Origin of the sequence: Brevundimonas variabilis (genome assembly GCF_014199945.1) — a bacterium.
In the GTDB taxonomy this organism is placed as follows: Bacteria; Pseudomonadota; Alphaproteobacteria; order Caulobacterales; family Caulobacteraceae; genus Brevundimonas; species Brevundimonas variabilis.
Genome location: NZ_JACHOR010000005.1, coordinates 71,503 through 94,560 on the forward strand (window position 1 = coordinate 71,503; position 23,058 = coordinate 94,560).

At 66.3% G+C, this 23,058-nt stretch carries 20 protein-coding genes, 1 other RNA gene and 1 pseudogene; 16 read left to right on the top strand and 6 right to left on the bottom strand.

Annotated features, from left to right (window positions below):
- The first annotated feature begins 82 nt into the window (after positions 1-82).
- The 9 genes from GGR13_RS13940 to hisS all read left to right on the top strand — a co-directional run bounded on the left by GGR13_RS13940 (position 83) and on the right by hisS (position 11,656).
- Positions 83-982, top strand: coding sequence for a class I SAM-dependent methyltransferase (locus tag GGR13_RS13940; RefSeq protein ID WP_183214202.1), 900 nt, complete (start codon positions 83-85; stop codon positions 980-982).
- 206 nt (positions 983-1,188) lie between these two features.
- Complete coding sequence (uvrB, locus tag GGR13_RS13945; protein ID WP_425486103.1) at positions 1,189-3,417, top strand: excinuclease ABC subunit UvrB; 2,229 nt, start codon at positions 1,189-1,191, stop codon at positions 3,415-3,417.
- A gap of 134 nt (positions 3,418-3,551) precedes the next feature.
- Positions 3,552-4,034, top strand: a complete 483-nt coding sequence (locus tag GGR13_RS13950) for a hypothetical protein (RefSeq protein WP_183214204.1) — start codon at positions 3,552-3,554, stop codon at positions 4,032-4,034.
- A gap of 10 nt (positions 4,035-4,044) precedes the next feature.
- Positions 4,045-5,670, top strand: coding sequence for an ATP-binding domain-containing protein (locus GGR13_RS13955; RefSeq protein ID WP_183214205.1), 1,626 nt, complete (start codon positions 4,045-4,047; stop codon positions 5,668-5,670).
- 71 nt (positions 5,671-5,741) lie between these two features.
- On the top strand, positions 5,742-6,362 hold the full coding sequence (locus tag GGR13_RS13960; RefSeq protein ID WP_183214206.1) for a DUF2290 domain-containing protein: 621 nt from the start codon (positions 5,742-5,744) through the stop codon (positions 6,360-6,362).
- Positions 6,363-6,933: 571 nt separating this feature from the next.
- On the top strand, positions 6,934-7,533 hold the full coding sequence (locus tag GGR13_RS13965) for a hypothetical protein (protein WP_183214207.1): 600 nt from the start codon (positions 6,934-6,936) through the stop codon (positions 7,531-7,533).
- A gap of 279 nt (positions 7,534-7,812) precedes the next feature.
- Positions 7,813-8,601 carry an enoyl-CoA hydratase-related protein gene (locus GGR13_RS13970; RefSeq protein WP_183214208.1) on the top strand — a complete coding sequence of 263 codons (789 nt, stop codon included), beginning with the start codon at positions 7,813-7,815 and terminating at the stop codon, positions 8,599-8,601.
- Positions 8,602-8,692: 91 nt separating this feature from the next.
- On the top strand, positions 8,693-9,976 hold the full coding sequence (locus tag GGR13_RS13975) for a DUF418 domain-containing protein (protein WP_183214209.1): 1,284 nt from the start codon (positions 8,693-8,695) through the stop codon (positions 9,974-9,976).
- Between the two features lie 168 nt (positions 9,977-10,144).
- Complete coding sequence (hisS, locus tag GGR13_RS13980) at positions 10,145-11,656, top strand: histidine--tRNA ligase (protein WP_183214210.1); 1,512 nt, start codon at positions 10,145-10,147, stop codon at positions 11,654-11,656.
- Between the two features lie 254 nt (positions 11,657-11,910).
- Here the strand turns inward: hisS and GGR13_RS13985 are convergent, their stop codons facing one another.
- Entirely contained in the window at positions 11,911-12,651 is a 741-nt protein-coding gene (locus tag GGR13_RS13985; protein ID WP_183214211.1) for a DUF6065 family protein, read from the bottom strand.
- A gap of 50 nt (positions 12,652-12,701) precedes the next feature.
- On the opposite strand from GGR13_RS13985, the gene GGR13_RS13990 reads away from it, so the two are divergent.
- Positions 12,702-13,205 carry a prolyl-tRNA synthetase associated domain-containing protein gene (locus GGR13_RS13990; RefSeq protein WP_183214212.1) on the top strand — a complete coding sequence of 168 codons (504 nt, stop codon included), beginning with the start codon at positions 12,702-12,704 and terminating at the stop codon, positions 13,203-13,205.
- 15 nt (positions 13,206-13,220) lie between these two features.
- Here the strand turns inward: GGR13_RS13990 and GGR13_RS13995 are convergent.
- Positions 13,221-15,210: pseudogene (locus tag GGR13_RS13995) on the bottom strand (OPT family oligopeptide transporter).
- Here GGR13_RS13995 and GGR13_RS16885 point away from each other — a divergent pair.
- The gene (locus tag GGR13_RS16885) at positions 15,179-15,304 is read left to right on the top strand and encodes a hypothetical protein (RefSeq protein ID WP_343060420.1); all 126 of its coding nucleotides are present in this window, start codon (positions 15,179-15,181) and stop codon (positions 15,302-15,304) included. The pseudogene GGR13_RS13995 and the gene GGR13_RS16885 overlap by 32 nt on opposite strands.
- A gap of 286 nt (positions 15,305-15,590) precedes the next feature.
- Here GGR13_RS16885 and ffs read toward each other — a convergent pair.
- Positions 15,591-15,684: signal recognition particle sRNA small type (gene ffs, locus GGR13_RS14000), an RNA gene on the bottom strand.
- A gap of 71 nt (positions 15,685-15,755) precedes the next feature.
- Between ffs and nudC the strand changes: the two genes are divergently transcribed.
- A complete protein-coding gene (gene nudC / locus GGR13_RS14005) occupies positions 15,756-16,697 on the top strand; it encodes an NAD(+) diphosphatase (protein ID WP_183214213.1) in 942 nt (313 codons plus the stop codon).
- A 107-nt stretch (positions 16,698-16,804) separates the two neighbouring features.
- Here the strand turns inward: nudC and GGR13_RS14010 are convergent, their stop codons facing one another.
- On the bottom strand, positions 16,805-17,533 hold the full coding sequence (locus tag GGR13_RS14010) for a 3-deoxy-manno-octulosonate cytidylyltransferase (RefSeq protein WP_183214214.1): 729 nt from the start codon (positions 17,531-17,533) through the stop codon (positions 16,805-16,807).
- A 151-nt stretch (positions 17,534-17,684) separates the two neighbouring features.
- Between GGR13_RS14010 and GGR13_RS14015 the strand changes: the two genes are divergently transcribed.
- On the top strand, positions 17,685-18,422 hold the full coding sequence (locus GGR13_RS14015; protein WP_183214215.1) for a c-type cytochrome: 738 nt from the start codon (positions 17,685-17,687) through the stop codon (positions 18,420-18,422).
- Between the two features lie 53 nt (positions 18,423-18,475).
- Here the strand turns inward: GGR13_RS14015 and GGR13_RS14020 are convergent, their stop codons facing one another.
- Both GGR13_RS14020 and GGR13_RS14025 read right to left on the bottom strand, forming a co-directional pair.
- Positions 18,476-19,318 carry a C40 family peptidase gene (locus GGR13_RS14020; RefSeq protein ID WP_343060421.1) on the bottom strand — a complete coding sequence of 281 codons (843 nt, stop codon included), beginning with the start codon at positions 19,316-19,318 and terminating at the stop codon, positions 18,476-18,478.
- 538 nt (positions 19,319-19,856) lie between these two features.
- On the bottom strand, positions 19,857-21,242 hold the full coding sequence (locus tag GGR13_RS14025; protein WP_183214216.1) for a leucyl aminopeptidase family protein: 1,386 nt from the start codon (positions 21,240-21,242) through the stop codon (positions 19,857-19,859).
- An 83-nt stretch (positions 21,243-21,325) separates the two neighbouring features.
- On the opposite strand from GGR13_RS14025, the gene GGR13_RS14030 reads away from it, so the two are divergent.
- The 3 genes from GGR13_RS14030 to yidD all read left to right on the top strand — a co-directional run bounded on the left by GGR13_RS14030 (position 21,326) and on the right by yidD (position 23,058).
- Complete coding sequence (locus GGR13_RS14030) at positions 21,326-22,150, top strand: tetratricopeptide repeat protein (RefSeq protein ID WP_183214217.1); 825 nt, start codon at positions 21,326-21,328, stop codon at positions 22,148-22,150.
- Between the two features lie 186 nt (positions 22,151-22,336).
- Positions 22,337-22,807 (top strand): iron-sulfur cluster assembly scaffold protein, encoded by a 471-nt coding sequence (locus GGR13_RS14035; protein WP_183214218.1) that lies wholly within the window; start codon positions 22,337-22,339, stop codon positions 22,805-22,807.
- Positions 22,804-23,058: a membrane protein insertion efficiency factor YidD gene (gene yidD, locus GGR13_RS14040; RefSeq protein WP_183214219.1), complete on the top strand. Its 255-nt coding sequence runs from the start codon at positions 22,804-22,806 to the stop codon at positions 23,056-23,058. Before GGR13_RS14035 ends, yidD begins: the two co-directional genes overlap by 4 nt.

Below are 23,058 nucleotides of genomic sequence, written 5' to 3' on the forward strand. Positions count from 1 at the left end.
GTCCCGGCTTTCGCCGGGATGAACGGACGGTGGGGACATACCGCGCTTCTCCCTGCGCGCCCGGTGCTCTAGGGGAGCGGCCATGACATCGATCCTGTATGGCCGCCCCCCGCTCGTGTTCGACCCCCCGGGGGCTGCGACCCAGACCTCGCCCCTGATCCCCGGCTCGGCCGCGCTGGAGGATCTGGCCCCCGGCTCGCTCGACGACGCCATGATCTATGCCCCGCCCGGCGTGCTGGAGCGGCGCTACACCCTGGCCCTCGCCCTGCGCGCGCTGAAGGTCGGTGGCAGGCTCGACGTCATGGCGCCCAAGGACAAGGGCGGCTCGCGCCTGAACAAGGAGCTCAAGGCCTTCGGCCTCGAGATTGGCGAGACGGCCAAGGCCCACCATCGCCGCTGCATCGTCATCCGCCCCGAGGTCGTCACCGGCCTCGACGCCGCCATCGCCGCCGGTGCCCCGCAACAGGTCGAGGGCCTCGACGCCTGGTCCCAGCCCGGCGTCTTCGCCTGGGACCGGATCGACGCCGGCTCGGCCCTGCTGGCCGCCCACCTGCCTGCGCTCAAGGGCCCCGGCGCTGATCTGGGCTGCGGCTACGGGGCGCTGGCCACCGTCGTGCTGCGCTCGCCCGCCGTCACCAGCCTGCGACTCGTCGATCTGGACCGCCGTGCCATCGAGGCCGCCCGCCGCAATGTTGACGACCCCCGCGTCACCTTCGAATGGGCCGATGCCCGCACCCTCGACGACGCCGGCACCCTGGAGTTCGTCGTCATGAACCCGCCCTTCCACGACGGCGGGGCCGAGGATCGTCGCCTGGGCCAGGCCTTCGTCCGCAAGGCCGCGGGCCTGCTGAAGAAGGGCGGCACCCTCTGGCTCGTCGCCAACCGCCACCTGCCCTATGAGGCCGAGCTGGCCACGGCCTTCAAGCGCGTCACCCCCGTCACCGACGGCGGCGGCTACAAATTGTTCGAGGCGACGAAATAGCCCACCGCGCGTTTGGGCTGGCGGCAAGCCGCCGTCGACACTAGATTTCGTTCATGAACCGTTCCTCGACGCCCAAGGGGTCGGCCCCCCGCATCACCAAGCCGGTCCACGTCCCGAACCGGGGCGTGGCCGAGGCTCCGGCCGCCTTCCTGCGCGACGGCGACGCCCTGTCCGGACCCCTGCCCAAGGCGATGCAGAACCTTCCGATGTTCGCCCCGGTCACCGGTCCGCGCCTGACGCCGGAGGAGGCCCCGGGCAAGCCGGACGACTGGGCCCCCCACCGTCCCGACCGCCCGACCCCCTCGGCCAAGGGGCGCCAGAAGAACCGCTTCCGGCTCGAGACCGCCTATACCCCCGCCGGGGATCAGCCCGCCGCCATCAAGGAGCTCGTCGCCAACCTCGCCGGGACGGAGCGCGACCAGGTCCTGCTGGGCGTCACCGGCTCGGGCAAGACCTTCACCATGGCCAAGGTCATCGAACAGACCCAGCGCCCGGCCCTGATCCTGGCCCCCAACAAGACCCTCGCCGCCCAGCTCTATTCCGAGTTCAAGTCCTTCTTCCCGGACAATGCGGTCGAGTATTTCGTCAGCTACTACGACTACTACCAGCCGGAAGCTTATGTTCCAAGAACCGACACCTATATTGAAAAAGATTCCAGTATAAATGAACAAATAGATCGTATGCGGCACTCGGCTACACGATCTATACTGGAAAGAGACGATGTCATTGTTGTGGCTTCCGTCTCCTGCATCTATGGTATCGGCTCGGTCGAGACCTATACGGCCATGACGTTCGACCTGAAGGTCGGGGCGCAGATCGACGAGGCCAAGCTGCGGGCCGACCTCATCGCCCTGCAGTACAAGCGCAACGACGTCGCCTTCGAGCGCGGCATGTTCCGGAAGCGCGGCGACACGGTCGAGATCTTCCCCGTCCACCAGGAGGACCGGGCCTGGCGCGTCAGCCTGTTCGGCGACGAGATCGAGTCGATCCAGGAGTTCGACCCCCTGACCGGCAAGAAGACCGCCGAGCTGGAGGAGGTCACCGTCTATGCCGCCTCCCACTATGTCACCCCGCGTCCGACGCTGAACCAGGCCCTGGGGGGCATCAAGGCCGAGCTGAAGGAGACACTCGACTGGATGATCGAGAACGGCAAGCTGCTGGAGGCCCAGCGCCTCGAACAGCGCGTCCGCTTCGATCTGGAGATGATGGAGGCCACCGGCTCCTGCGCCGGGATCGAGAACTATTCCCGCTGGCTGACCGGCCGCGCGCCCGGCGAGCCCCCGCCCACCTTCTTCGAATACATCCCCGACAATGCCCTGCTGTTCGTGGACGAGAGCCATGTCACCGTCGGCCAGATCAACGGCATGTTCCGGGGCGACTACCGCCGCAAGTCGACCCTGGCCGAATACGGCTTCCGCCTGCCGTCCTGCATCGACAACCGCCCCCTGAAATTCGACGAATGGGAGGCCATGCGCCCCCAGACGGTCCATGTCTCGGCCACCCCCGGCCCGTGGGAGATGGAACAGACCGGCGGCGTCTTCGTCGAACAGGTCATCCGCCCCACCGGACTGATCGACCCCCCGGTCGAGATCCGCCCGGTCAGCGGCCAGACCCGCAACCAGGTCGATGACGTCATCGACGAGGTCAAAGCCGTGGCCCGCGCCGGCTACCGCAGCCTGGTCACCGTCCTGACCAAGAAGATGGCCGAGGACCTGACCGAATACATGCACGAACAGGGCGTCCGCGTCCGCTACATGCACTCCGACGTCGACACCATGGAGCGGATCGAGATCATCCGCGACCTGCGTCTCGGCACCTTCGACGTCCTGATCGGCATCAACCTGCTGCGCGAGGGGCTCGACATCCCCGAATGCGGCCTGGTCGCCATCCTCGATGCGGACAAGGAGGGTTTCCTGCGTTCGGAGACCTCCCTGATCCAGACCATCGGCCGCGCGGCCCGCAACGTCGACGGCCGCGTCATCCTCTATGCCGACCGCATCACCGGCTCGATGGAACGCGCCATCGCCGAGACCGACCGCCGCCGCGACCGCCAGATGGCCTACAATACCGAACACGGCATCACGCCCGAGAGCGTCAAGCGCGACATCAAGGAAATCCTCAACAGCCCCTATGAGAAGGACCGCGTTCTGATCCCCACGGCCGTCAAGGAAGACAGCAAGCCCTTCGTGGGCACCAATTTCCAAGCTGCCCTCAAGGACCTCGAAGGCCGCATGCGCGAGGCCGCCTCCAACCTCGAGTTCGAGGAAGCCGCCCGCCTGCGCGACGAGATCAAGAAGATGAAGCTGCTGGATCTGGAATTCGCCAACGACCTGATGACGGCCGAGGGCCAGGAGGTCGACCGGTCAGCGCCGAAGAAGTGGCGCGCGGACGCGGCCGCGGAGAAGGCGGAGGCGTTCAGGAAGGGGCGGCTGTAGGGGGGGTAAGGTTCGCAGGACCAGCGGCGCTCTTCGTAGAATCCTCCTGAGGATCCTACCGTTTGCGAAGGAAACGCCAGAGCGTTAAACCTCGAAGCGGAACCGATCTCGCGGTTCTGGAGACTGAACCAAAAATGGCCATCGACGTAGTTGTTACAAATAGCAAGCTTGCGAGAGAGCCTGCACCGCGCGCATTTCTGGAGTACCTCAGAGATAACGACGCGACCCTTTCTCTTGCGGGTGCTGTAGCATACTACGATTTTCCCTCTTATGTTGACTATGAGACTGTAACCCACAGGGCGGATGTGGTGATACTGTCTCCAATGCATGGAGTTATATGCATCTCTTTCGCGCCGTTTATGCAAGAGCATGATTTGGCCGAACTGGACGTGCTCTTAACTGATTATGCAAGTAATCTAGTCAGTCGCCTTCTCAAAAGCCGCATATTACGCAAGTCTTTGAACCAGTTATCGTTTCCGGTGACCCCAGTCATAATAGCTCTGAACGACGTGGCTGTCGGCGACTTAGATGCAACAGTATGCACGAGCTTTGAGGGTTTCGCCGACTGGTTAGGCGGAATCTCGGCAAACTACCTCGAACTGGAACGGGCTCGCTGAAGCGCGTTCCGTGTTGGAGGGCGCGAAGGCGCTTACGAGAACGCAAAAGCGTCCTATCTCGGATCCAAACGCATCTCCCATCGCTGCGGCTTTAGCGCAGCTGGAAGCCGAGATTGCGAACTTTGACGAGAATCAGAGGCGCGTTGCATTGGTAGATGTCGGTGGCCCTGCAAGGATTCGTGGTCTGGCGGGCTCTGGCAAGACCGTTATCTTGGCTATGAAGGCTGCCCAAATCCATATGGATAATCCTGATCAGAAGGTCTTGGTCACGTTTTACACTCGCAGCCTTCGAGCCACGCTCAAGACGCTTATTACCCGGTTCTATCGGCACTACTCGGAGACGGATCCTGATTGGGAAAAAATTCATATCCGTCACGGCTGGGGAAGTTCGTCGGGTCCCGGCGTCTACGCCGACACCTCCCGGCGGTACAATCGATCACCAATGCCGCTTACAGAAGCGCAGAAGTCTGCTGGGCCAGGGAAGAATGCATTTGGTTGGGCCGTCAACGATTTGATAGAATCTGTAGAAATTGAGCCATTCTACGACCACGTATTAATTGACGAAGGTCAGGATTTCCCTGACAGCTTTTACCGTCTTTGCTATCACCTCACTAAAGGTGAGAGAGACAAAAAGAAAATCGTCTGGGCTTATGATGAGCTTCAAAACATTTTAAACGTTCAGATGCGTAGACCCGAGCAACTTTTCGGGAAAGATCCTGATGGTGAGTTTCGAGTCGACCTCGATAGATCGGGGGCAGCCTTGGCACTTGGGGCATCTAACGACACCGTCTTAAGTAAAACTTATCGCAACCAACGCAATGTTTTGGTTTCTGCGCACGCTATGGGGTTTGGAGTTTATGGGCATATAGTTCAAATGCTCGAAGGAGCCGAGCACTGGAAGGATGTCGGGTATGAGGTTCACAACGAGCCCATCGAGATCGGCAAGGTAGTCGAACTATTCAGGCCAACTGAAAACAGTCCACTAGATTTGATTCCTATCGATAATGTGCCTGTAATTGCTAGCCATTCAGCGATTAACTTTGACGCCGAAGTTAACTGGGTTACGACCGAAATAAGAAAATTTATCGCAGGAGGGCTGAATCGAGAAGATGTTCTCGTTATTTCTCTCGATGATAGAAACGCAAAAGGATACTTCAGGGCTATTTCCCAAAACCTGGCTGAGAATGACATTTCATCAAACAACATTATTGCAGACCCATACAATGAGCCGCCTTTTAGCATTCCAGGGAAAGTGACCCTTTCAACCGTATACAGAGCGAAAGGCAATGAAGCTGCGTTGGTTTTGTGCGTCGGAGTAGATGCCGTGAGCGCTCGGGACCGAGGTGGTCGGAACAAGTTGTTCACTGCGTTTACTCGCACAAAGGGCTGGCTGAGAGTTTGTGGGGTAGGGGCAAACGCAGCGAACATCAGTGACGAACTGACCACAGCCGCGATGACTGCACCTTATATGCGGTTCGTAATGCCGGACCCGTTGGTGATCGACACCATCCAGCGAGGCCTTAGCGACAAGAAGATCAAAGCCAAGGCGCTTCGAGATCGTTATCTGAAAGATCTCAAAGAAGCCGGTCTCACTGAAGAGGAAATTAGTGAGCAATTGAAGGTGGACGTGATTTGACCCCAGCGGATGTCAGGAGTGGCGTCCGAAGTGCTTGGGCCTTTCTCCAGCGCATCGAGCTTGATGAAGCCTTGAGCAGTTTTGTGCCACTGGGCGTGAACGAGCGGTTTCGAGACACTGCGCTTGACCCAGACAAGCGATACGAAGAGGTCTACCTAACCGGCCTTGAGAATTCCCACTATAACTTCGTCCTACGAGACTACTCATATTTTCAGTTTAGTTGCGATGTGCGGGACGAATATAGGTTCGCATATCTACCAAATCCATTTTTGTCTCCGACCGCTGCTGGAGAATTAGGCGACCTTCAAGATTATGTGCGGGAAGGTGCCATGACCTTGGATGAGTATCTCCACCGAATTAGTGAATTACGAGGGGGACAATATCCGCCACCGATAAGGTATGAAAATTCGCCTCGTCAGTATAAAGAGTACGTACATCCCCAGTCGCATTTGCATATAGGTCATCACGGCGAAAATAGATGGCCCCTGAACCGCGAACTTACCGTGACGGCCTTCACTACAATGATCGCCAAACATTTCTATGGCCGGGCGTGGGGTGCTGATAAGCATATAGATCAACTGTCGGGCTTAAACTCGCTAGAGGCGACGTTTGCAGCGGAGAAGGCGCTTTGCCGACTCGTTTCTGTGGCTCGTTTCTCTGCCGATCAGCGCGCTCAGTTTTTTTTCTCTTAGATGGTCAAAGCTTGCCGAAATCATTCGCTGAGCATTGGTGTCGTGATACGTACGCTGACCCAACCGTAGTGCGGTGTAGAAAAGACTATTCTCTTAAGAGCAATCTCAGAGCCGCTAAGAACACGAAGATCTACGAGGTTATTATTGCCGTGATGATCCGTCCCGCGGGCACTACCACGGACACCGATTAACCTGTCGTCCTCCCCTCGGCTGATCGCATGCGATCAGCCTCGACCCCCAAGGGGAGAAGGGACGCCCAACCTCTCCGCACATGCGCGGATTTCCCCTGTGCCTTCAACGCCCGTCGTCCGTTTCGCCCCCTTCAGCGCGCCGGGGGCGGGCGGGGGGATAGGCTTGGGCTTTTCAGGGAGGGATGGATGCAGGGCGAGGGGACGGAGCGGATCGTGCGGCGGGCGGAGGCGCTGGTGGAGATCTGTCGGCTGCTGGAGGTGACGATGGCGATGCCGGAGGGGCGGAACAAGCGGCGGATGATGCGGCGGCTCGATGACCGGGTGGACCGGATGAGGCGGAACCCCCTGGGGGGGACCGGGGGGCAGGGATGAGCGAGGGGATGGCGCGCAGGGTGACGCCGGACGCCGTCTGGGCCGAGGTGCGCAAGGCCTGGGAGGGCGGGGAGACGGCGCGGGTCGTGGCGAAACGCTATGACGTCGGGGTGCCGGCCCTGTGGAAACGGCGCGAGGCCGAGGGCTGGAAACGGCCGGAGACCCGGTTCGGGCCGGTCGAGCCGGCCGAGGGCTGGGAGGCCTGGGCCGAGGCGCAGGCGCAGAAATTCGATCGCCGGATCGCGGACGAGCGGGCCCTGGCCGGGGATCTGGCCAAGGCGATGCAGGGCGGGCCGATGGAGGAGGCGCCGCTCTGGCATCTGGGGTTCCTCTATGCCTTCCGGGCCCGGCATCTGGGCCCGGAGGTGGCGGCGCAGGACCGGGCACGGGCGATGGAACGGCACCAGCCGTGGGTCCGGGCCTTCTGGGACAGGGACGGTCAGCTGCGGTCCGAGGGCACGCTGGATCTGGCGATCATCCAGCTGTACCGCGACACCTGGCGCGAGGAGATCGGCCTGCCGGACGGGGCGGCCCCCTTCATGCCGTGCCCGCCGCCGAGGGTGAGCGCGCCGGTGGCGGCGGCGCTGGGTCTGGATGTGTGGGATTGAACGTCCCTCTCCCGGCGGGAGAGGGCGGGCCCACTCTGTTCCCTCTCCCGGCGGGAGAGGGCTTGAGGCTCGCAGAGCGGAGCGATGCGTTAGCCGAAAGGGTGAGGGGCTTCTGGTGCCCTTGTCCCAGGATTTACCCCTCACCCTTTCGCGCAAGTCTGATCGCTGACGCTCTCAGGCGCTCAAGCCCTCTCCCCATGGGAGAGGGATCAGCTCTCGCCTTGGACCCCGGCACCGGCTTCCGCTAAGAGGCCCCCACCCTGTTGCGGAGCCTGCGCCATGACCGACACCTATGACACCCTGCTGATCGAGCGGCATGAGGAGGGCTATGCCGTCGTGACCCTGAACCGGCCCGAGGCGCTGAATGCGCTGAACTCGGCCCTGTTCGCCGATCTGGCGGCGTTCCTCGATGTGGTGGAGCATGACGACAGCGTGCGCTGCCTGATCCTGACCGGGTCGGGGGACAAGGCCTTTGCCGCCGGGGCCGACATCAAGGAGATGGCGGACCAGTCCTATGCCCAGATGTACAAGGCCAATTTCTTCAGCCACGGCCATGACCGGATCACCCGGTTCAGGAAGCCGATCATCGCGGCGGTCAACGGCTTTGCCCTGGGCGGCGGCTGCGAGCTGGCCATGCTGTGCGACTTCATCGTGGCCTCGGACCGGGCGAAATTCGGCCAGCCGGAGATCAATCTGGGCGTCGCCCCCGGCATCGGCGGCTCGCAGCGGCTGACCCGTCTGGTGGGCAAGTCCAAGGCCATGGACATGGTCCTGACCGCGCGGATGATGGACGCCGCCGAGGCCGAGCGGTCGGGGCTGGCCTCGCGCGTCGTGCCGCACGAGACCCTGATGGAGGAGGTCCGCAAGATCGCGGCGAAGATCGCCGGCCACAGCCCCCTGGCCGTCATGGCCAACAAGGAAATGGTCGAGGCCGCGCTGGAGACGACCCTGACCCAGGGGGTGCAGTTCGAGCGCCGCCTGTTCCACAGCCTGTTCGCCTTCGACGACCAGAAGGAGGGGATGGCCGCCTTCGTCGAAAAGCGCAAACCCGTCTTCACCGGCCGCTGAGCCGAAGACGGCAGGCCCTGAAGATTACAGGGATTTAAGTGCGCCAGAGCCCGAAATCGGGCATGATTGTGGCCTGTCGGGGGGATCAGGCATGACATTCGAGACGACCACGGGCGGGACTGCGCCCGCTCCAGCCGCCGCGCTGGCACCGGTGGCGGTGAAGGACCGGGTGGTGACGCTGGACGTGCTGCGCGGTTTTGCCGTGCTGGGCATACTGGCCATGAATGCGGCGGCCTTTGCCTGGCCCTTCGACCTGATGATGTCGCCGGATCTGGCCCCCTATCTGAACAACGGGATCCTGGCGCCGGCCGACCGGACTGCGGCCTGGGTCAATGACGTCTTCTTCTCGGACAAGATGCGGTCCCTGTTCTCGATGCTGTTCGGGGTGTCGATCTTCCTGGTCGGCGGCGAGCGGTCGGACCGCGCGCGCGGGGCCCTGCTGCAGCGCCGGCTGCTGTGGCTGGGGCTGATCGGCCTGATCCACGGGCTGGTGTTCTGGTTCGGCGACATCCTGCTGCTCTATGCGCTCAGCGGCCTGATCATGCTGCTGTGCCGGTCCTGGTCGGCGAAGAAGCTGCTGTGGGTCGGGGGCGGGATCACCCTCTTCTTCGCCCTGTGCCAGGCGGGTGGCTCGATCGGGATGGCGGCCCTGCCCCCCGACGTGGCCGCCAAATTCGGCGGCAGCGGCAGCAATCCTTTCGGGGCCACGCCGGAATCGATCGTGCAGTCGATCGCCGTCTACAAGGACGGGCTGTTCGGGAATTTCATCGCCAATGCCAAGGGCTGGGTCTTTTCCGCCCTGTTCGCGCTGCCGATCATGCCCTTTGCCACCGTGCCGCTGATGATGATCGGCCTGGGCCTGTACAAGACCGGCTTCTGGGCCGGGCGGGCGCCGGTCTGGATCTATGGCCTGCTGATGGCCCTGACGGCGGTGAACCTGTCCTTCCTGGGCCTGTACGAGGGCCAGGAGCTGGCCGTGCCGAAGGCCGAGAACCCCAGCCGGGGGCTGGCCGATGCCATGGGCTCCTTCGCCCCGCTGGTGACCCTGGGCTATGCCTCGGCCCTGATCCTGCTGAGCACGCGCGGGGCGGCGATCGTGACGCGGATCTTTGCCCCGGTCGGGCGGATGGCCTTCACCAACTATCTGACCCAGACCCTGATCATGACCAGCCTGTTCTACATGCCCTGGGGGCCCCGCTGGTTCGGTGAGGTGACGCCGGCGGGCCTGTGGCCGATCGTCGGGGCCATCTGGGTACTGCAGCTGGTCTGGTCGCCGCTTTGGCTGGCGCGGTTCGAGATGGGGCCGCTGGAATGGGTCTGGCGCTGCCTGACCTATGGCCGGCGGGTGCCGTTCCGGAAGGTTGCCGTGGCGTAGGGCTTGGGCAGTAGGGCTTAGGCAGTAGGCAGTAGGCAGTAGGCAGTAGGCAGTAGGCAGTAGGCAGTAGGCAGTAGGCAGTAGGCAGTAGGGGCAGTCTAAGCCCCAAGCCCTAACCCCTCCCTCCCTCCCTAGTCCTGTCTGCGCTTTGCCTCTAGAAGCCGCCTCATGACCGACATCGCCGACGACACCCCCGAGACCGCCCCGGCTCGCCCCGAGGCGCGCAGCCCGCGCGGCTTTGCCGATCGCCGCGGCAGTGACCTGATCGCCGAGCGCCGCATCGTGGCCCGGGTGTCCGAGGTCTATGAGCGCTGGGGCTTCGAGCCGCTGGAGACGGGTGCCTTCGAATATGCCGATGCCCTGGGCAAATTCCTGCCCGACGCCGACCGCCCGAATGCCGGGGTCTTTGCCCTGCAGGACGACGACGACCAGTGGATGGCCCTGCGCTATGACCTGACCGCGCCGCTGGCCCGGTTCGCGGCCCAGACGTGGGAGACCCTGCCCAAGCCCTTCCGCCGCTATGCCTTCGGGCCCGTGTGGCGCAACGAGAAGCCCGGCCCCGGCCGGTTCCGCGAATTCACCCAGTGCGATGCCGACACCGTCGGCTCCGACCGCCCCGAGGCCGATGCCGAGATCATCGCCATGGCGGTCGAGGGGCTGGCCGCCGCCGGTCTGGACGACGGCCAGGCCGTGGTCCGGGTCTCGAACCGCAAGCTGTTCGACGGCCTGTTCGAGGCGGGCGGGATCACCGATGCGGTGCAGAAGCTGACCGCCCTGCGCGCCGTGGACAAGTTCGACCGGCTGGGCTGGGAGGGCACCGCCGCCCTGCTGGGCGAGGGGCGGCTGGACGACAGCGGGGACTATACCAAGGGTGCGAGACTGCCCGCCGCCCTGATCGGCACGATCGAGGCCTTCCTCGCCTCGGTCTCGACCCCGGACCTGACCCGGGCCGAGACGCTGGACGCCGTCGCCCGGGCCGGGGGGCTGGGTGCGACCGGCGAGGCGGCGCTGGCCGAGCTGGCGGCCATCGATGCGGCGCTGGGGGCCATGAAGGTCGGCCAGGACCGGGTCCGCTTTGACCCGACCATCGTGCGGGGGCTGGAATACTATACCGGGGCCGTATTCGAGGCCGAACTGCTGCTCGACACCGTCGACGACAAGGGCCGGGCGGTGCGCTTCGGCTCGATCGGCGGCGGCGGGCGCTATGACGACCTGGTGGCACGGTTCACGGGCGAGCGGACGCCGGCGACGGGCTTCTCGTTCGGAGTCTCGCGCCTGGCCTCGGCGCTGCGGGCGGCCGGAGCCGGGGGCTCTGCGGATGTGCGCGGGCCGGTGGTGGTCATCGTCTTCGGCCAGGACGACATGGCCGCCTATCTGGACGCCGTTGCCGAGCTGCGCCGTGCCGGGATCGCCGCGGAGCTCTATCTGGGGCGCGCGGGCATGAAGGCGCAGATGAAATATGCCGACCGCCGCGGCTCTCCGGCGGTCGTCATGCTCGGTGGAGACGAACTGGCCAACGGTCAGGTGACGATCAAGGATCTCGACGTCGGCCGGGCCCTGGCCGCGGGCGTGGCCGACAACGAGGCCTGGAAGGCGGCGCGTCCGGGACAGGTCACCGTGGTACGATCGGAGCTTGTGCAAACGCTTCGCAGCATTATCGACGCTTCGTCGATAATCTGATCTTCCTGCGATGTATTATCGACGTTCAGTCACAAAAGTCGCCAAATTGCCTAGCGTCGTGATTGACTTGGGTCGAGCTGGCGGGCCAATTGACTTCACTCGAACGGCGCAGCGCCCCGGCTGAAAAGCAAGGCGCAGCTACCGGACGGAGGCGTTTCGGGGAGGAAACGTCAGCTCCCTAGAGAGCGAGAAAGCCCGCTGCGATGTATCCCCCGCAGCGGGCTTTTTCACGTCTGGACCCCGGGACAGGGGGCTCAGCCGACGCGCGGGTTCTTCATCCTGCGCTTGTTCGAGTGGGTCGCGGGCGCGGTGCCCAGCTTGTCCGGGATCTCGCCCTTGAAATAGAACCGCTGCCAGGCCTCCTTGGCCGCGTCGGGATCGCCGGAGGCGAGGCGGTTGTTGAAGCTGGTCCGCTCGCGGTTCCAGGCGTCGAACTGGCCCTTGATTACCGGATTGGACTCCAGCGTCCGGATCACCGGCTGGAAGGCTTCCATCTTCTTGTGCTCGACCAGGCTGATGAAACAGAAGGGCTCGCCCTTGGCGAATTTGACCCGTCCCGGCCGGGTGAAGAGCCAGTTCATGGTGAAGGGGAACGGCAGCCAGTCCGTCTCGATCAGCCCCACCAGGGGCTGGATGCCGTCCTTGATGTGATTGGGCGAGCCGGAACACATCATCCCCCAGCCGGGCGGGGTGCGGAACAGGTACTGGGGATGCAGGGTCAGCACCCCGCGCGAGAAATGCGAGGTCACGAAATGATCCAGCTCCGGCTGGGGCCGGTCCGGCGTGATCGTGATGTCCGACTGCTGGGGCCCACCGTTCCATTCGGCGGTGAAGCCGAACGGGCACAGGATCTCCCACCCCGTGGAGTTGGCCATGGTCATGGGCAGGCAGCGATAGGGGTGGCGGCTGATGAAGGCATCCATCCAGTCGCGGGACTGCCGCGCCGGCACCATGTCCGGCGGGCGCCGCGTCATCGGATAGCATTCCAGTTCCACGAGAGGGCTCCAGGCAGTAACGACGGTGATCCTTCCTAGCCCGGCCCGCCATGACCGCTCAACCGCCCTTTGACCGCGACCGACTGCTGGCCTTTCTGGCCGAGACCGGAATCGCCCACGACACCCGGGATCACCCGGCCGTCTTCCGGGTCGAGGAGGGGCTGGAGCTGAAGGCCGCGATGCCGGGCCTGCACACCAAGAACCTGTTCCTGAAAGACAAGAAGCAGCGGCTGTGGCTGATCTCGGCAGCCCAGGACACGGTCATCGACCTGAAGGCCGCGCCCGGCCTGATCGGGTCCGACCGGCTGTCGTTCGGCAACGAGACCCTGATGTGGGAGACGCTGGGGGTCCGGCCGGGGTCGGTCACGGCGCTGGGGCTGATCAATGACGTCGATCGCCGGGTGAGCTTCGTCCTCGATCGGCGGCTGTGGGAGGCGGAGATCGTCAATTTCCACCCCCTGATCAACACGGCCACGACGGCGCTGGATCAGGGCGCGTTTCGTCAGTTCCTGATGGCCATCGGCCGCGAGCCTCAGGTGGTCAGCTTCGGCTGACCACCTGCGCGATCGTCAGACCTTCGCCGACCGGGACCGGGTCCAGGCATAGAGGCCGAACGCCAGGGCCGCGAAGACGGCGATGCCCGCGATCATGGCCGGCCAGGCCGAGCCCTCGGGGATCATGGCGAACGGCGCGTCATTGCCGGTCGAGACGATGACCCCGGCCGTCATGACCAGGAACAGGCTCTCGCCCACGATCAGGCCGCTGGCCAGCAGGACCCCCATCCGGCGACCGACATCGGCGAAGCGCGTGGTCTTGATCGCCCGGTCATAGAGCCAGCCGCAGATCGCCCCGATGACCAGCATCGTGGTCACGGCGGCGGGCAGGTAGAAGCCGATGCCGACGGCGAGGGGCGGCAGCTTCATCTTCCCCTTGGTGGCGCTGTTCAGAACGATGTCGAGGACGATGATCACGACCCCGATACAGGCCCCCAGCCCGATCAGGTCCCAGCGCAGGTCGCCGCCGATGACGCCGCGCGCCAGGGCCGAGATCAGCGTCGCCTGGGGCGCGGCGAGCGGCTCGTCGGCGATGCCCTTGGGCCCGCCCTCGAAGCCGAAGGCCTGGTTCAGAAGGTTGAGGATCAGCGGGATGACCAGGGCCCCGGCGCCGACGCCCACGATCAGGGCTGTCTGCTGACGCCAGGGCGTCGCCTCGACCAGCTGGCCGGTCTTCAGGTCCTGCAGATTGTCGTTGGCGATGACCGCCACGGCGAAGACGATCGCCGTCACGATCAGGGCAAAGGCCACGACCGACGGATCGGCCGGCACGCCCGCGAGCGCCAGCACGCCCAGCATCAGGACCGAAGCGATGACGACGGCCAGGATGCCGACACCCGAGACCGGGCTGTTCGACGAGCCGATCAGCCCGGCCATATAGCCGCAGATGGCGGCCACGGCGAAACCGATCACGACGACATAGACCAGTCCACCTGCGACCAGCAGCCCGGTCGAGCCCGCCAGCGTCGGATTGCCCTGGGCGAACCAGGCCAGGATGCCCGCGATGCCGACCAGGCAGACGACGGACAGGCCCGCCACGATATTCATCGGGATATCCTGCTCGGTGCGGTCCAGCACCTGTCCCGCCGCGCGCCGGGAATTGGCGGCCAGGGCCGAGCGCAGGCCGCCGATCAGCGGCCCGGCCAGTTTGATCAGGGTCCAGATGGCGGCCACGCCGATGACGCCCGCCCCCATGAAGCGGACCTCGCGCCGCCAGACGGTGCTGGCCAGTTCCTCGGCCGCGGCGCCGACGTCCAGGGTCGTGGCGATGGACGGGATGCCATTGGCCGTCAGCCAGGCGATGGTGTCGGGCGAGGTCAGGATCGGGACCGCAATGCCCCAGGCCAGCAGCAGGCCAAACAGCTGGGCCAGGCCCACGCTGAGCCCGATCAGATGCCCGGCCCCCAGCAGGGCGAACTGCATGCCAAAGCCCAGACCGGTCGCGCCGCCGCCCCGGGGCGGCCGGAAGCTTGATGAATTTCGCGGCCTCACCCGCAAAGACCCGGCCCGCAACCAGCAGGGCATAGCCGGCCGAGACCAGCGCCCCGGTGACCACGACCCACAGGCCCGAGGCATTCTCGCGCACGGCGCTTTCGGTCTGTTCGGCCCCGCGCGAGCCGACGGTCAGGACCTCGGCCGCTGCGACGCCTTCGGGGTAGGGCAGGCCCGCATCGACCACCAGGGCCCGGCGCAGCGGGATGGAGAAGGTCACGCCCAGCACGCCGCCGAAGACGCAGATCAGCACCGATTCCCAGAAGGGAAACTCGAGCCACCAGCCGACCATGACCAGGCCCGGCAGGACGAAGATGATCGAGCTCATCGCCCCGCCGACCGAGGCGACGGTCTGGACCGTCATGTTTTCCCAGATCGTCGAGGTCTTGAAGAGCCGCAGGATGGCCATGGAGATGACCGCCGCCGGAATGGCCGAGGCGAAGGTGAGCCCGACCTTCAGACCCAGATAGGTGTTGGCCGCCGTGAAGATCACCGCCAGCAGACACCCCAGCACCAGGGCCCGGATCGTCAGTTCGACCCGCTTCAACGGTTTGGTGGCGGTCGGTGTGATGGTCATGGTCGTCTTCCCCGAAATCGCGGCGACCTAAGCCGGAAAATCACCGGGTGACTAGTCATTCGCTGTTCAACCCCTTGCCTCCCTCCCGCTCATCCCGGCGAAAGCCGGGACCCAGGGCTTTGGGTGAGAGGTGCAGGAGGCATGTCGGGGAGATCGGTCCAGCGCATGCGTGTGCCCAGGACTGGGTCCCGGCTTTCGCCGGGATGATCGGGAAGGGGGGGGCTCAAGTTGCGAGCGTCCGCGGCACGAGCGGTAGCAACACGGTTGCTCATGCAGCAAGCGCCCGCGGCGCGCGCGGTAGCAACAAGAAAGAAGGGGAAAGTGGAGACCGCGACCCGAAGGGGAATTCGTTGTGGCTGCTGCCTTCCGGCCCTGACCAGGTTGGCGAAGCCTTCGCCCGCGATCTCCGAGGCCTATATCGCGGGTGATGCCGTGCGAATCAAGTCTCCCGCCGTGCATCGGTCCCGGCTAAGGTCGGGGTCATGGCGCTCCCCATCCTGAATACCTTTGCCGGCAATCCGCTGGACCGTGCCGGCGACCGGCGCAATGACACCGCCTGGCTGGCCGAAATGGAGGCCGATCCCGAGGCCCTGTCCATGGTGCTGTGGGAGGGACGACCGCTGCTGGAGGCCCATCCGGACGGTCCGCGCCTGGCCTGGGTGGCCTTGCCGCATGCGAAGGACCTGGTGCCCGATCGCAGCCTGTTTCTCGGCCTCTGGAAGACGGCTCCGGTCTTTGCCGTCGAGTTCGTGGGGTCCGACGACCCGGCCACGGGTCCGGTACAGGGGCTGGGCAGCTTCACCGAGATGCGCGAGGCGGCGGCAGTCCTGTCGGGGGCCGAGGCGGCCATGGCGGGCACGGCCAAGTCGCTGTTCGACTGGCGACGCCGGCACGGCTTCTGCGCCATGTGCGGCCAGGAAAGCGCCAATGCCTGTGGCGGGTGGAAGCGCATCTGCCCCGCCTGTGGCGCCGAGCATTTCCCGAGGGTCGATCCCGTCACCATCATGCTGCCCGTCTATCGCGGCGGGCCCGAGCCGATCTGTCTGCTGGGGCGTCAGGCCGCCTGGCCGGTTGGTCGCATGTCGGCCCTGGCCGGTTTCATCGAGCCCGGCGAGACCATCGAGGAGGGTTGTGCGCGCGAGATCCTGGAGGAGTCCGGCCTGACCGTGACGGCGGTCCGCTATCACTCCAGCCAGCCCTGGCCGTTTCCGTCGCAGCTGATGATCGGGCTGATTGCCGAGGTCTCCGACGATCAGGCCGCTCCGGACCAGACCGAGCTGGAAGCGGTTGCCTGGCTGACCCGGTCCGAGGCTGCCGATGTGCTGGCCGGCCGCCACCCCGCCATCAAGGCACCGCCGCCCTTCGCCATCGCGCACACGCTGTTGAAGGCGTGGGTGGAGGAGGAGGGAGGGGTTGGGGGGTAGGGGTTGGTGAGTAGGGCTTAGGTCTTGGGGAATAGTGGGCAGGTCTGGCCTGTTGACCCGAAAACCCAAGCCCCAAGCCCCAAGCCCTAAGCCCTACTCACCAAGCCCTACTTCCCCGCCACCGCCCTGGCCCGTTCCAGATCGGCCGGATTGTCGACCGACAGGGGGGCGTCGCCGATGACGGCGGCCCAGATCGACAGGCCCATCTCGAGGGCCCGCAGCTGTTCCAGCTTCTCGCGCTGTTCCAGCGGCGAGGGCGGGGCAGCGCAGAACCGCTCCAGGGCCGCGCGGCGATAGCCGTACAGGCCGACATGCCGCCAGACAGGGCCGTCACCATACAGGGTCGAGCGGGTGAAATAGAGGGCCCGGCCGTGGCCGGCACCCTCGCCCATGGCCAGAACCGCCTTGACCACATCGACATTGGTCCGGTCGTCCGGTCCGGCCTCCGGCGCCACCAGGGTCGCGATGTCGCAGCCCGGTTCGGCCGCCAGAACCTGAACGCAGGCGCGCGCCAGGCCCGGATCGGCAAAGGGCATGTCGCCCTGCAGATTGATGATGACGTCATGGATCCTGTCGGGATCGATGACCTGCAGCGTGGCCTGGATCCGGTCCGAGCCGCTGGGCAGGGCGGGGTCGCTGACCACCGCCTCGCCCCCGGCGGCGGTGATCACGTCGACGATCTCGGGGTCGCCGGCGGCGACGGCGACGCGATAGCCGGAGGCCATGGCCTGTTCCCAGGCCCGCACGATCATCGGCTTTCCGCCGATATCGGCCAGCGGTTTGTCGGGCAGCCGGGTTGCGGCCATTCGCGCCGGGATCAAAATCAGCGGGTTCATCGTTCACCATCGGACTGCGACGCCCCGACACCCCTCTGGAGGCCGGGGCCGGTTGCGGTCCGGGCGCTAGCGTGTCAGAGACGCCCACGCAAGAAATTCGCCCTTTGCCACGTCTGTGGCGGGGCCTTTTAGACGGGATGCGACGACGCGAATGAGCGGCGATCTGAACTTCAACAAGATCATGGGCGCAGGCCTGGCGACAGCGTTCGTCATCCTGATCGCACAACAGGTATCCGGCGCGATCTATGCGCCCAAGGCCCCCGAGAAGATGGGCTATTTCGTCGACGTGCCGGAAGAGGCCGCCGCCGGAGCCGAGGAGGCCGAGCTGCCACCGGATTGGGGCACATTGATCCCGGTCGCCGATCTGGCTGCCGGTGAGGCCGCCTTCGCGCGCTGCGTCGCCTGCCACACGATCAATGCCGGGGGTGCCAACGGCATCGGCCCGAACCTGAACGGCGTCGTCGGTCGGGCGGTCGCCAGCCACGGCGGCTTTGCCTATTCGGAAGCCATGACGGGCCATGTGTCGGTCGACCCGACCTGGTCGCTGGATGCGCTGGACAAATTCATCACGGCCCCCGCCCGCTATGTAGCCGGCACCAAGATGTCGTTCGCCGGTCTGCGCGACACCGAGGCGCGCGTGAACCTGATCGCCTATCTGCGCTCGCAGGGGTCGCCCGGCTTCGCCGTCCCGGCTCCGGATCCCGCCCGCCAGCCCGGCGGTGCCGCAGCCGGTGCCGCGCCTGCCGCCACCGAGGGTGTGGCTCCGGTCGAGGGTGCGCCCGTGGGTCCCGAAGCGGCTCCGGCCACCGGTGTCGCCGGTCAGTCACCGACCCAGGCTGCCCCGGCGGCTCCGGCCGCAGCGACCAGCCCGGCACCGCCGAACGCCTGATCGCCGGGTTTCAGAATGTGGAAAGGGCGGGCTTCGGTCCGCCCTTTTTCGTTTCAGGCCGCGATGCGGCGAAACACCGGGGCGTCGAACCCGTCGGCGCGGTAGCGGGCCTCGGCCTCGGCCAGGTTCTCGATCACGACCGCGCCGTGATGGCCGGTGGCATGGATCACCCGTTGGGCATCCAGCATCAGGGCCGAGTGTCCGGTCCAGGCCTGGTCGCCGGTCGCATGCGGCCAGACCACGAGATCGCCGCGCCGGGCCTGATCGCGGGCCACGCCCTCGCCCAGTCCGGCCTGCTGATCCGCAAATCGGGGGCCGGCGAGGCCGCAGGCATAGAGGGCCTGCTGCACCAGGCCCGAGCAGTCGGTGGCCTGTGACGACCGCGCACCGGGCTGGTGGGGAACGCCCAGCAACCGCTCGGCGACTGATACCGGGTCGGCCTCGAAGGTGCCGATCGGCATCAGATGGGCGGCGACGTCATCATTGTCGGCCACGACAAGGGCATTGAATGGCAGGTCGGCCGAGACCGAGGCGATCCTGTGCGTCGGCAGCGGTGCGCCCTCGGACAGGGCTGCGGCATCGATCCAGCCCACCAGGCCGTCGCGACGCGCCCGGCCCCAGACCCGCCCGCCGGCCCGGTCCAGCACATCGAAGGCCTCGCCGAAGAGCAGCTGGTCGATCCGCTCGGACCCGGCATCCTGTGAAATGTGAATATCGGCGACGGCGACGACACCGTGCATGGCGGTCGGGGCGCGATAGGCCTCTGCCTCGACACACCCCTCCAGCGCCTGCTCGGCCAGGCCGGGCCGGGCGAGGGTCGTGCGGGGGTCCAGCAGGGCAGCATCGGTGAACAAGGGCGGCAGCTCGGTCTCGTTGAACCCGGATCGTCTCACCACAAGGCGAAAGTCCCGTTAACAGGAAAGATTTTTCTGTCGATAAAACGGGGGTGGAACCGCCCCTGCTTTCGTCATCCTAAGGCAAGCGCAGCGAAGACCGGGGGACGTCATCCTCCGGCGAGCGCAGCGAAGATCGGGGGACCCAGCGGCGCCGGGGCCGATGCCGGCATGTCGATGCCCGTCGCCTGTGTGCCCGACAGTGTCCTGCTCGCGCAGGCCGCTGGGTCCTCCGGTCTGCGCCGCGAAGTTGCGGCTTGCCGGAGGATGACGAAAGCCACGGTCGTCGTCATCCTCCGGCGCAGCGCAGCGAAGACCGGGGGACGTCATCCTCCGGCGCAGCGAAGCGGAGACCGGGGGACCCAGCGGCGCCGGGGGCGATGCCGGCATGTCGATGCCCGTCGCCTGTGTTCCCGACAGGGTCCTGCTCGCGCAGGCCGCTGGGTCCTCCGGTCTGCGCCGCGAAGATGCGGCTTGCCGAAGGATGACGAAAGCCACGGTCATCGTCATCCTCCGGCGCAGCGAAGCGAAGACCGGGGGATCAGCACGCCGGATAGCGGGCCGACAGCATGGCGTGGCAGGCGCGGATGGCCTGGGCCTCGCCGCCTTCGGGCCAGCCGGGGCGGGCGCGGGGGTTCCAGGCGAAGATGTCCATATGGGCCCAGGATCCGGTCGTCGGGGCAAAGCGCTGCAGGAACAGGGCGGCCGTCACCGACCCGGCCTGGGCCCAGCCGGCCGAATCGTTGCGGACGTCGGCGATCTCGCTGTCCACCGCAGTCCGGTAACCGCCCCACAGCGGCAGGCGCCAGCAGGGGTCCTGCACCGCCCGCCCGGCACCCAGGATCGCCTCGGCCAGGGCGTCGTCGTCGGTGTAGAGCGGCGGCAATTCGGGGCCCAGGGCGACCCGGGCCGCGCCGGTCAGGGTGGCGAAGTCCAGCGTCAGGTCCGGTGCATGCTCGCCGGCCCGCGCCAGGCAGTCCGCCAGAACCAGCCGGCCCTCGGCATCGGTGTTGCCGATCTCGATGGTCAGGCCCTTGCGGCTGGACAGGACATCGCCTGGCCGGAAGGCGTCCGCCGAGATCGCATTCTCGACCGCGCCGATCAGGACCACCAGCCGCACCGCCAGGCCGGACCCCATGACCATGTGCGCCAGGGCCAGGGCGTGGGCGGCACCGCCCATGTCCTTCTTCATGTTGCGCATGCCGGCGCCGCCCTTGATGTTCAGGCCGCCGGTGTCGAACACGACGCCCTTGCCGACCAGCGCCACCAGCGGCAGGTCGGTGCGGTCGAGGTTCCAGCCGATCTCGATGATGCGGGGTGCCCGCTCTGCCGTGGCGGCGCGGCCGACGGCATGGATGGCCGGATAGTTTGCGTCCAGCAGGGCGTCGCCGACGACCACAGTGGTCCGGGCTCCGTGCTGTTCGGCGATCTCGCGGGCCAGGGTCTCGATCTGCAGGGGGCCCATGTCGGCGGCGGGTGTGTCGACCATCTGGCGGGCGAGGGCACAGGCCGAGGCGATCCGGGCGGTGGCGTCGAGGTCGAGGCCATCCGGTGCGACCAGCCGCACGGCACCCTTGTCGGGCCGCGCCTTGTAGCGGTCGAACCGGTACTGACCCATGACGAAGGCCAGCGCGGCCAGCCCTGCGTCGCCGGTGGCGACCCCCTCCAGCCGCCAGTCGCCCGCTGGCAGACGCGCGGCCACACTGCGCAGGCTCATGGGGTCGAAACGGTCTCCGGCTCCGACCAGCGCGGCCTCGACCGAGCCGTCGGCACCGGGCACCAGCAGCAGCTGCCCCGGCCGTCCCTGAAAGTCGTTCGCCGCGGCCCAGGCCGCCGCCCGATCCTCCAGCCCCGTTCCCGCGCTCACGATCCGCAGCGGCCGTGCCGCGTCGGAGGCGGCGATCAGGGCGTCGGACGATCGGGACATGCGGACCTCGTTTGCGGGCGTTAACCAATGATTGACGGCGAAGCGGGATTCTGTGGCTTCAGGATTCCGATCGGACCATCCCCATGTCGCGCAACGCTGCCCTCACCGCAATCGGCCTCGCCACCCTGACCCTGTGGTCCGTGCCCGCAGGGGCGCAGGATCGGGGACGCGACCGCGAAGCGGCACAGGCCCCTGCGGCAGCCCCCGCTGCGGCGCCGCGCCAGCCCGCCACGGCCGAGGAGCGCGCAGCCTATGACCGGCTCGACCCCCTGGCCCGATCGGTGGTCTGGGCGCGCGAGCGGGACGTCAATCCCAACGATCCCGTCGCGGGCGTCAAGGTCGCCGAGGCCATGCGCCAGCTTGGCCAGTACGAGGCCGCCGTCCAGGCGGCCGACGGGGTGCTGGTGGCCCAGCCGAACAATATCGAGGCCATGCTGGAGCTGGGTCGCGCCCATATCGCCCGGGGCCAGGCCTTCTACGGCATCGCCGCGCTCGAACGGGCGCAGGCCCTGGCCCCCAATGACTGGCGGCCCCTGTCCCTGCTGGGCGTGGCCTATACGGCCGTGCGCCGGACCGAGGATGGCCGCGACGCCTGGAACCGGGGCCTGATCCTGGCACCCGACAACCCCGACATCCTGACCAATGCCGCCATGGCCCTGACCTCGCAGGGCGACCCGGCCGGGGCGGAGACCCTGCTGCGCCGCGCCGTGGCCCAGCCCAACGCGACGCTGAAGATGCGCCAGAACCTCGCGCTGGTGCTTGGCCTCCAGGGCAAGACCGCCGAGGCCGAACAGATCCTGCGCCGCGACCTTCCGCCCGAGGCCGCCGACCGCAATCTGCAATGGCTGCGCGCAAAGGCCGCCACGCCCGCCGACGCCGCCCGCACCTGGGACTCGCTGCAACAATAATCAATCCGCTCATCCCGGCGAAAGCCGGGACCCAGTGCCGTGGGCTGGAGTCTGGCCCAGTCACGCAGTGCTGTTGATCCCGCTCACCCTGTTCGCAAGAAGCACTGGGTCCCGGCTTTCGCCGGGATGAGCGGAACAGGGGGAGAGCAATTTGGAGCGGGGCTCCACAAGGCTTATCTGCAGACCATGATCGATGACCTCTACAGCGCCCGCATCCTGCGTCTGGCCGCCAACCTGCCGCATGCGGGACGGCTGGCCGCGCCCCAGGGCACGGGCGAGCGGGTCGCGAAACTGTGCGGATCGCGGGCGACGGTCGATGTGGTTCTGGATGCCGGGGGTCGGGTTTCCGAATTTGCCCAGGACGTGAAGGCCTGTGCCCTCGGCCAGGCCGCTGCCGGCGTGCTGGGCGAGGCCGTCATCGGCGCGACGGCGATCGAGATCCAGACCGCCCGCGATGCCACCCTGGCCATGCTCAAGTCCGGCGGCGAGGGACCCGAGGGCCGGTTCGAGGGCCTGCGCGCCCTGAAACAGGTCGCTGACTATCCCGCCCGACACGCCTCGACCCTGGTGGCGATCGAGGCCACGCTGGAAGCCGTCGCCCGCGCCGGCGATCCGGCCATCCGTCCCGACACCGCCCTGCGGCGCGCGGAGGCATGAGCGACGCACCGGCTCCGTCCCTTTACGAACGCGGCGTCCGCGCGGCCCATCGGGGCTACAAGATCACCCTCAGCCCCCTGATCGGCCAGTCGTGCCGCTATCTGCCGACCTGTTCCGACTATGCCCGCGATGCCCTGTTGCAGCATGGACCGGCACGGGGGGGGTGGCTCATGGTCAAGAGGCTCTGTAAATGCCACCCCTTCGGCGGGTCGGGCTATGATCCGGTGCCGCTGCCTTCTGACAAAGACTGA

Coding starts and splice junctions, on each gene's coding strand:
- GGR13_RS13975 (WP_183214209.1), top strand. CDS start 8,693: ATGACATTCGAGACGACCACGGGCGGGACTGCGCCCGCTCCAGCCGCC.
- GGR13_RS13990 (WP_183214212.1), top strand. CDS start 12,702: ATGACCGCTCAACCGCCCTTTGACCGCGACCGACTGCTGGCCTTTCTG.
- GGR13_RS13950 (WP_183214204.1), top strand. CDS start 3,552: ATGGCCATCGACGTAGTTGTTACAAATAGCAAGCTTGCGAGAGAGCCT.
- uvrB (WP_425486103.1), top strand. CDS start 1,189: ATGTTCGCCCCGGTCACCGGTCCGCGCCTGACGCCGGAGGAGGCCCCG.
- GGR13_RS14030 (WP_183214217.1), top strand. CDS start 21,326: ATGTCGCGCAACGCTGCCCTCACCGCAATCGGCCTCGCCACCCTGACC.
- GGR13_RS14035 (WP_183214218.1), top strand. CDS start 22,337: ATGATCGATGACCTCTACAGCGCCCGCATCCTGCGTCTGGCCGCCAAC.
- hisS (WP_183214210.1), top strand. CDS start 10,145: ATGACCGACATCGCCGACGACACCCCCGAGACCGCCCCGGCTCGCCCC.
- GGR13_RS13970 (WP_183214208.1), top strand. CDS start 7,813: ATGACCGACACCTATGACACCCTGCTGATCGAGCGGCATGAGGAGGGC.
- GGR13_RS13940 (WP_183214202.1), top strand. CDS start 83: ATGACATCGATCCTGTATGGCCGCCCCCCGCTCGTGTTCGACCCCCCG.
- nudC (WP_183214213.1), top strand. CDS start 15,756: ATGGCGCTCCCCATCCTGAATACCTTTGCCGGCAATCCGCTGGACCGT.
- yidD (WP_183214219.1), top strand. CDS start 22,804: ATGAGCGACGCACCGGCTCCGTCCCTTTACGAACGCGGCGTCCGCGCG.
- GGR13_RS14025 (WP_183214216.1), bottom strand. CDS start 21,242: ATGTCCCGATCGTCCGACGCCCTGATCGCCGCCTCCGACGCGGCACGG.
- GGR13_RS14015 (WP_183214215.1), top strand. CDS start 17,685: ATGAGCGGCGATCTGAACTTCAACAAGATCATGGGCGCAGGCCTGGCG.
- GGR13_RS14010 (WP_183214214.1), bottom strand. CDS start 17,533: ATGAACCCGCTGATTTTGATCCCGGCGCGAATGGCCGCAACCCGGCTG.
- GGR13_RS13965 (WP_183214207.1), top strand. CDS start 6,934: ATGGCGCGCAGGGTGACGCCGGACGCCGTCTGGGCCGAGGTGCGCAAG.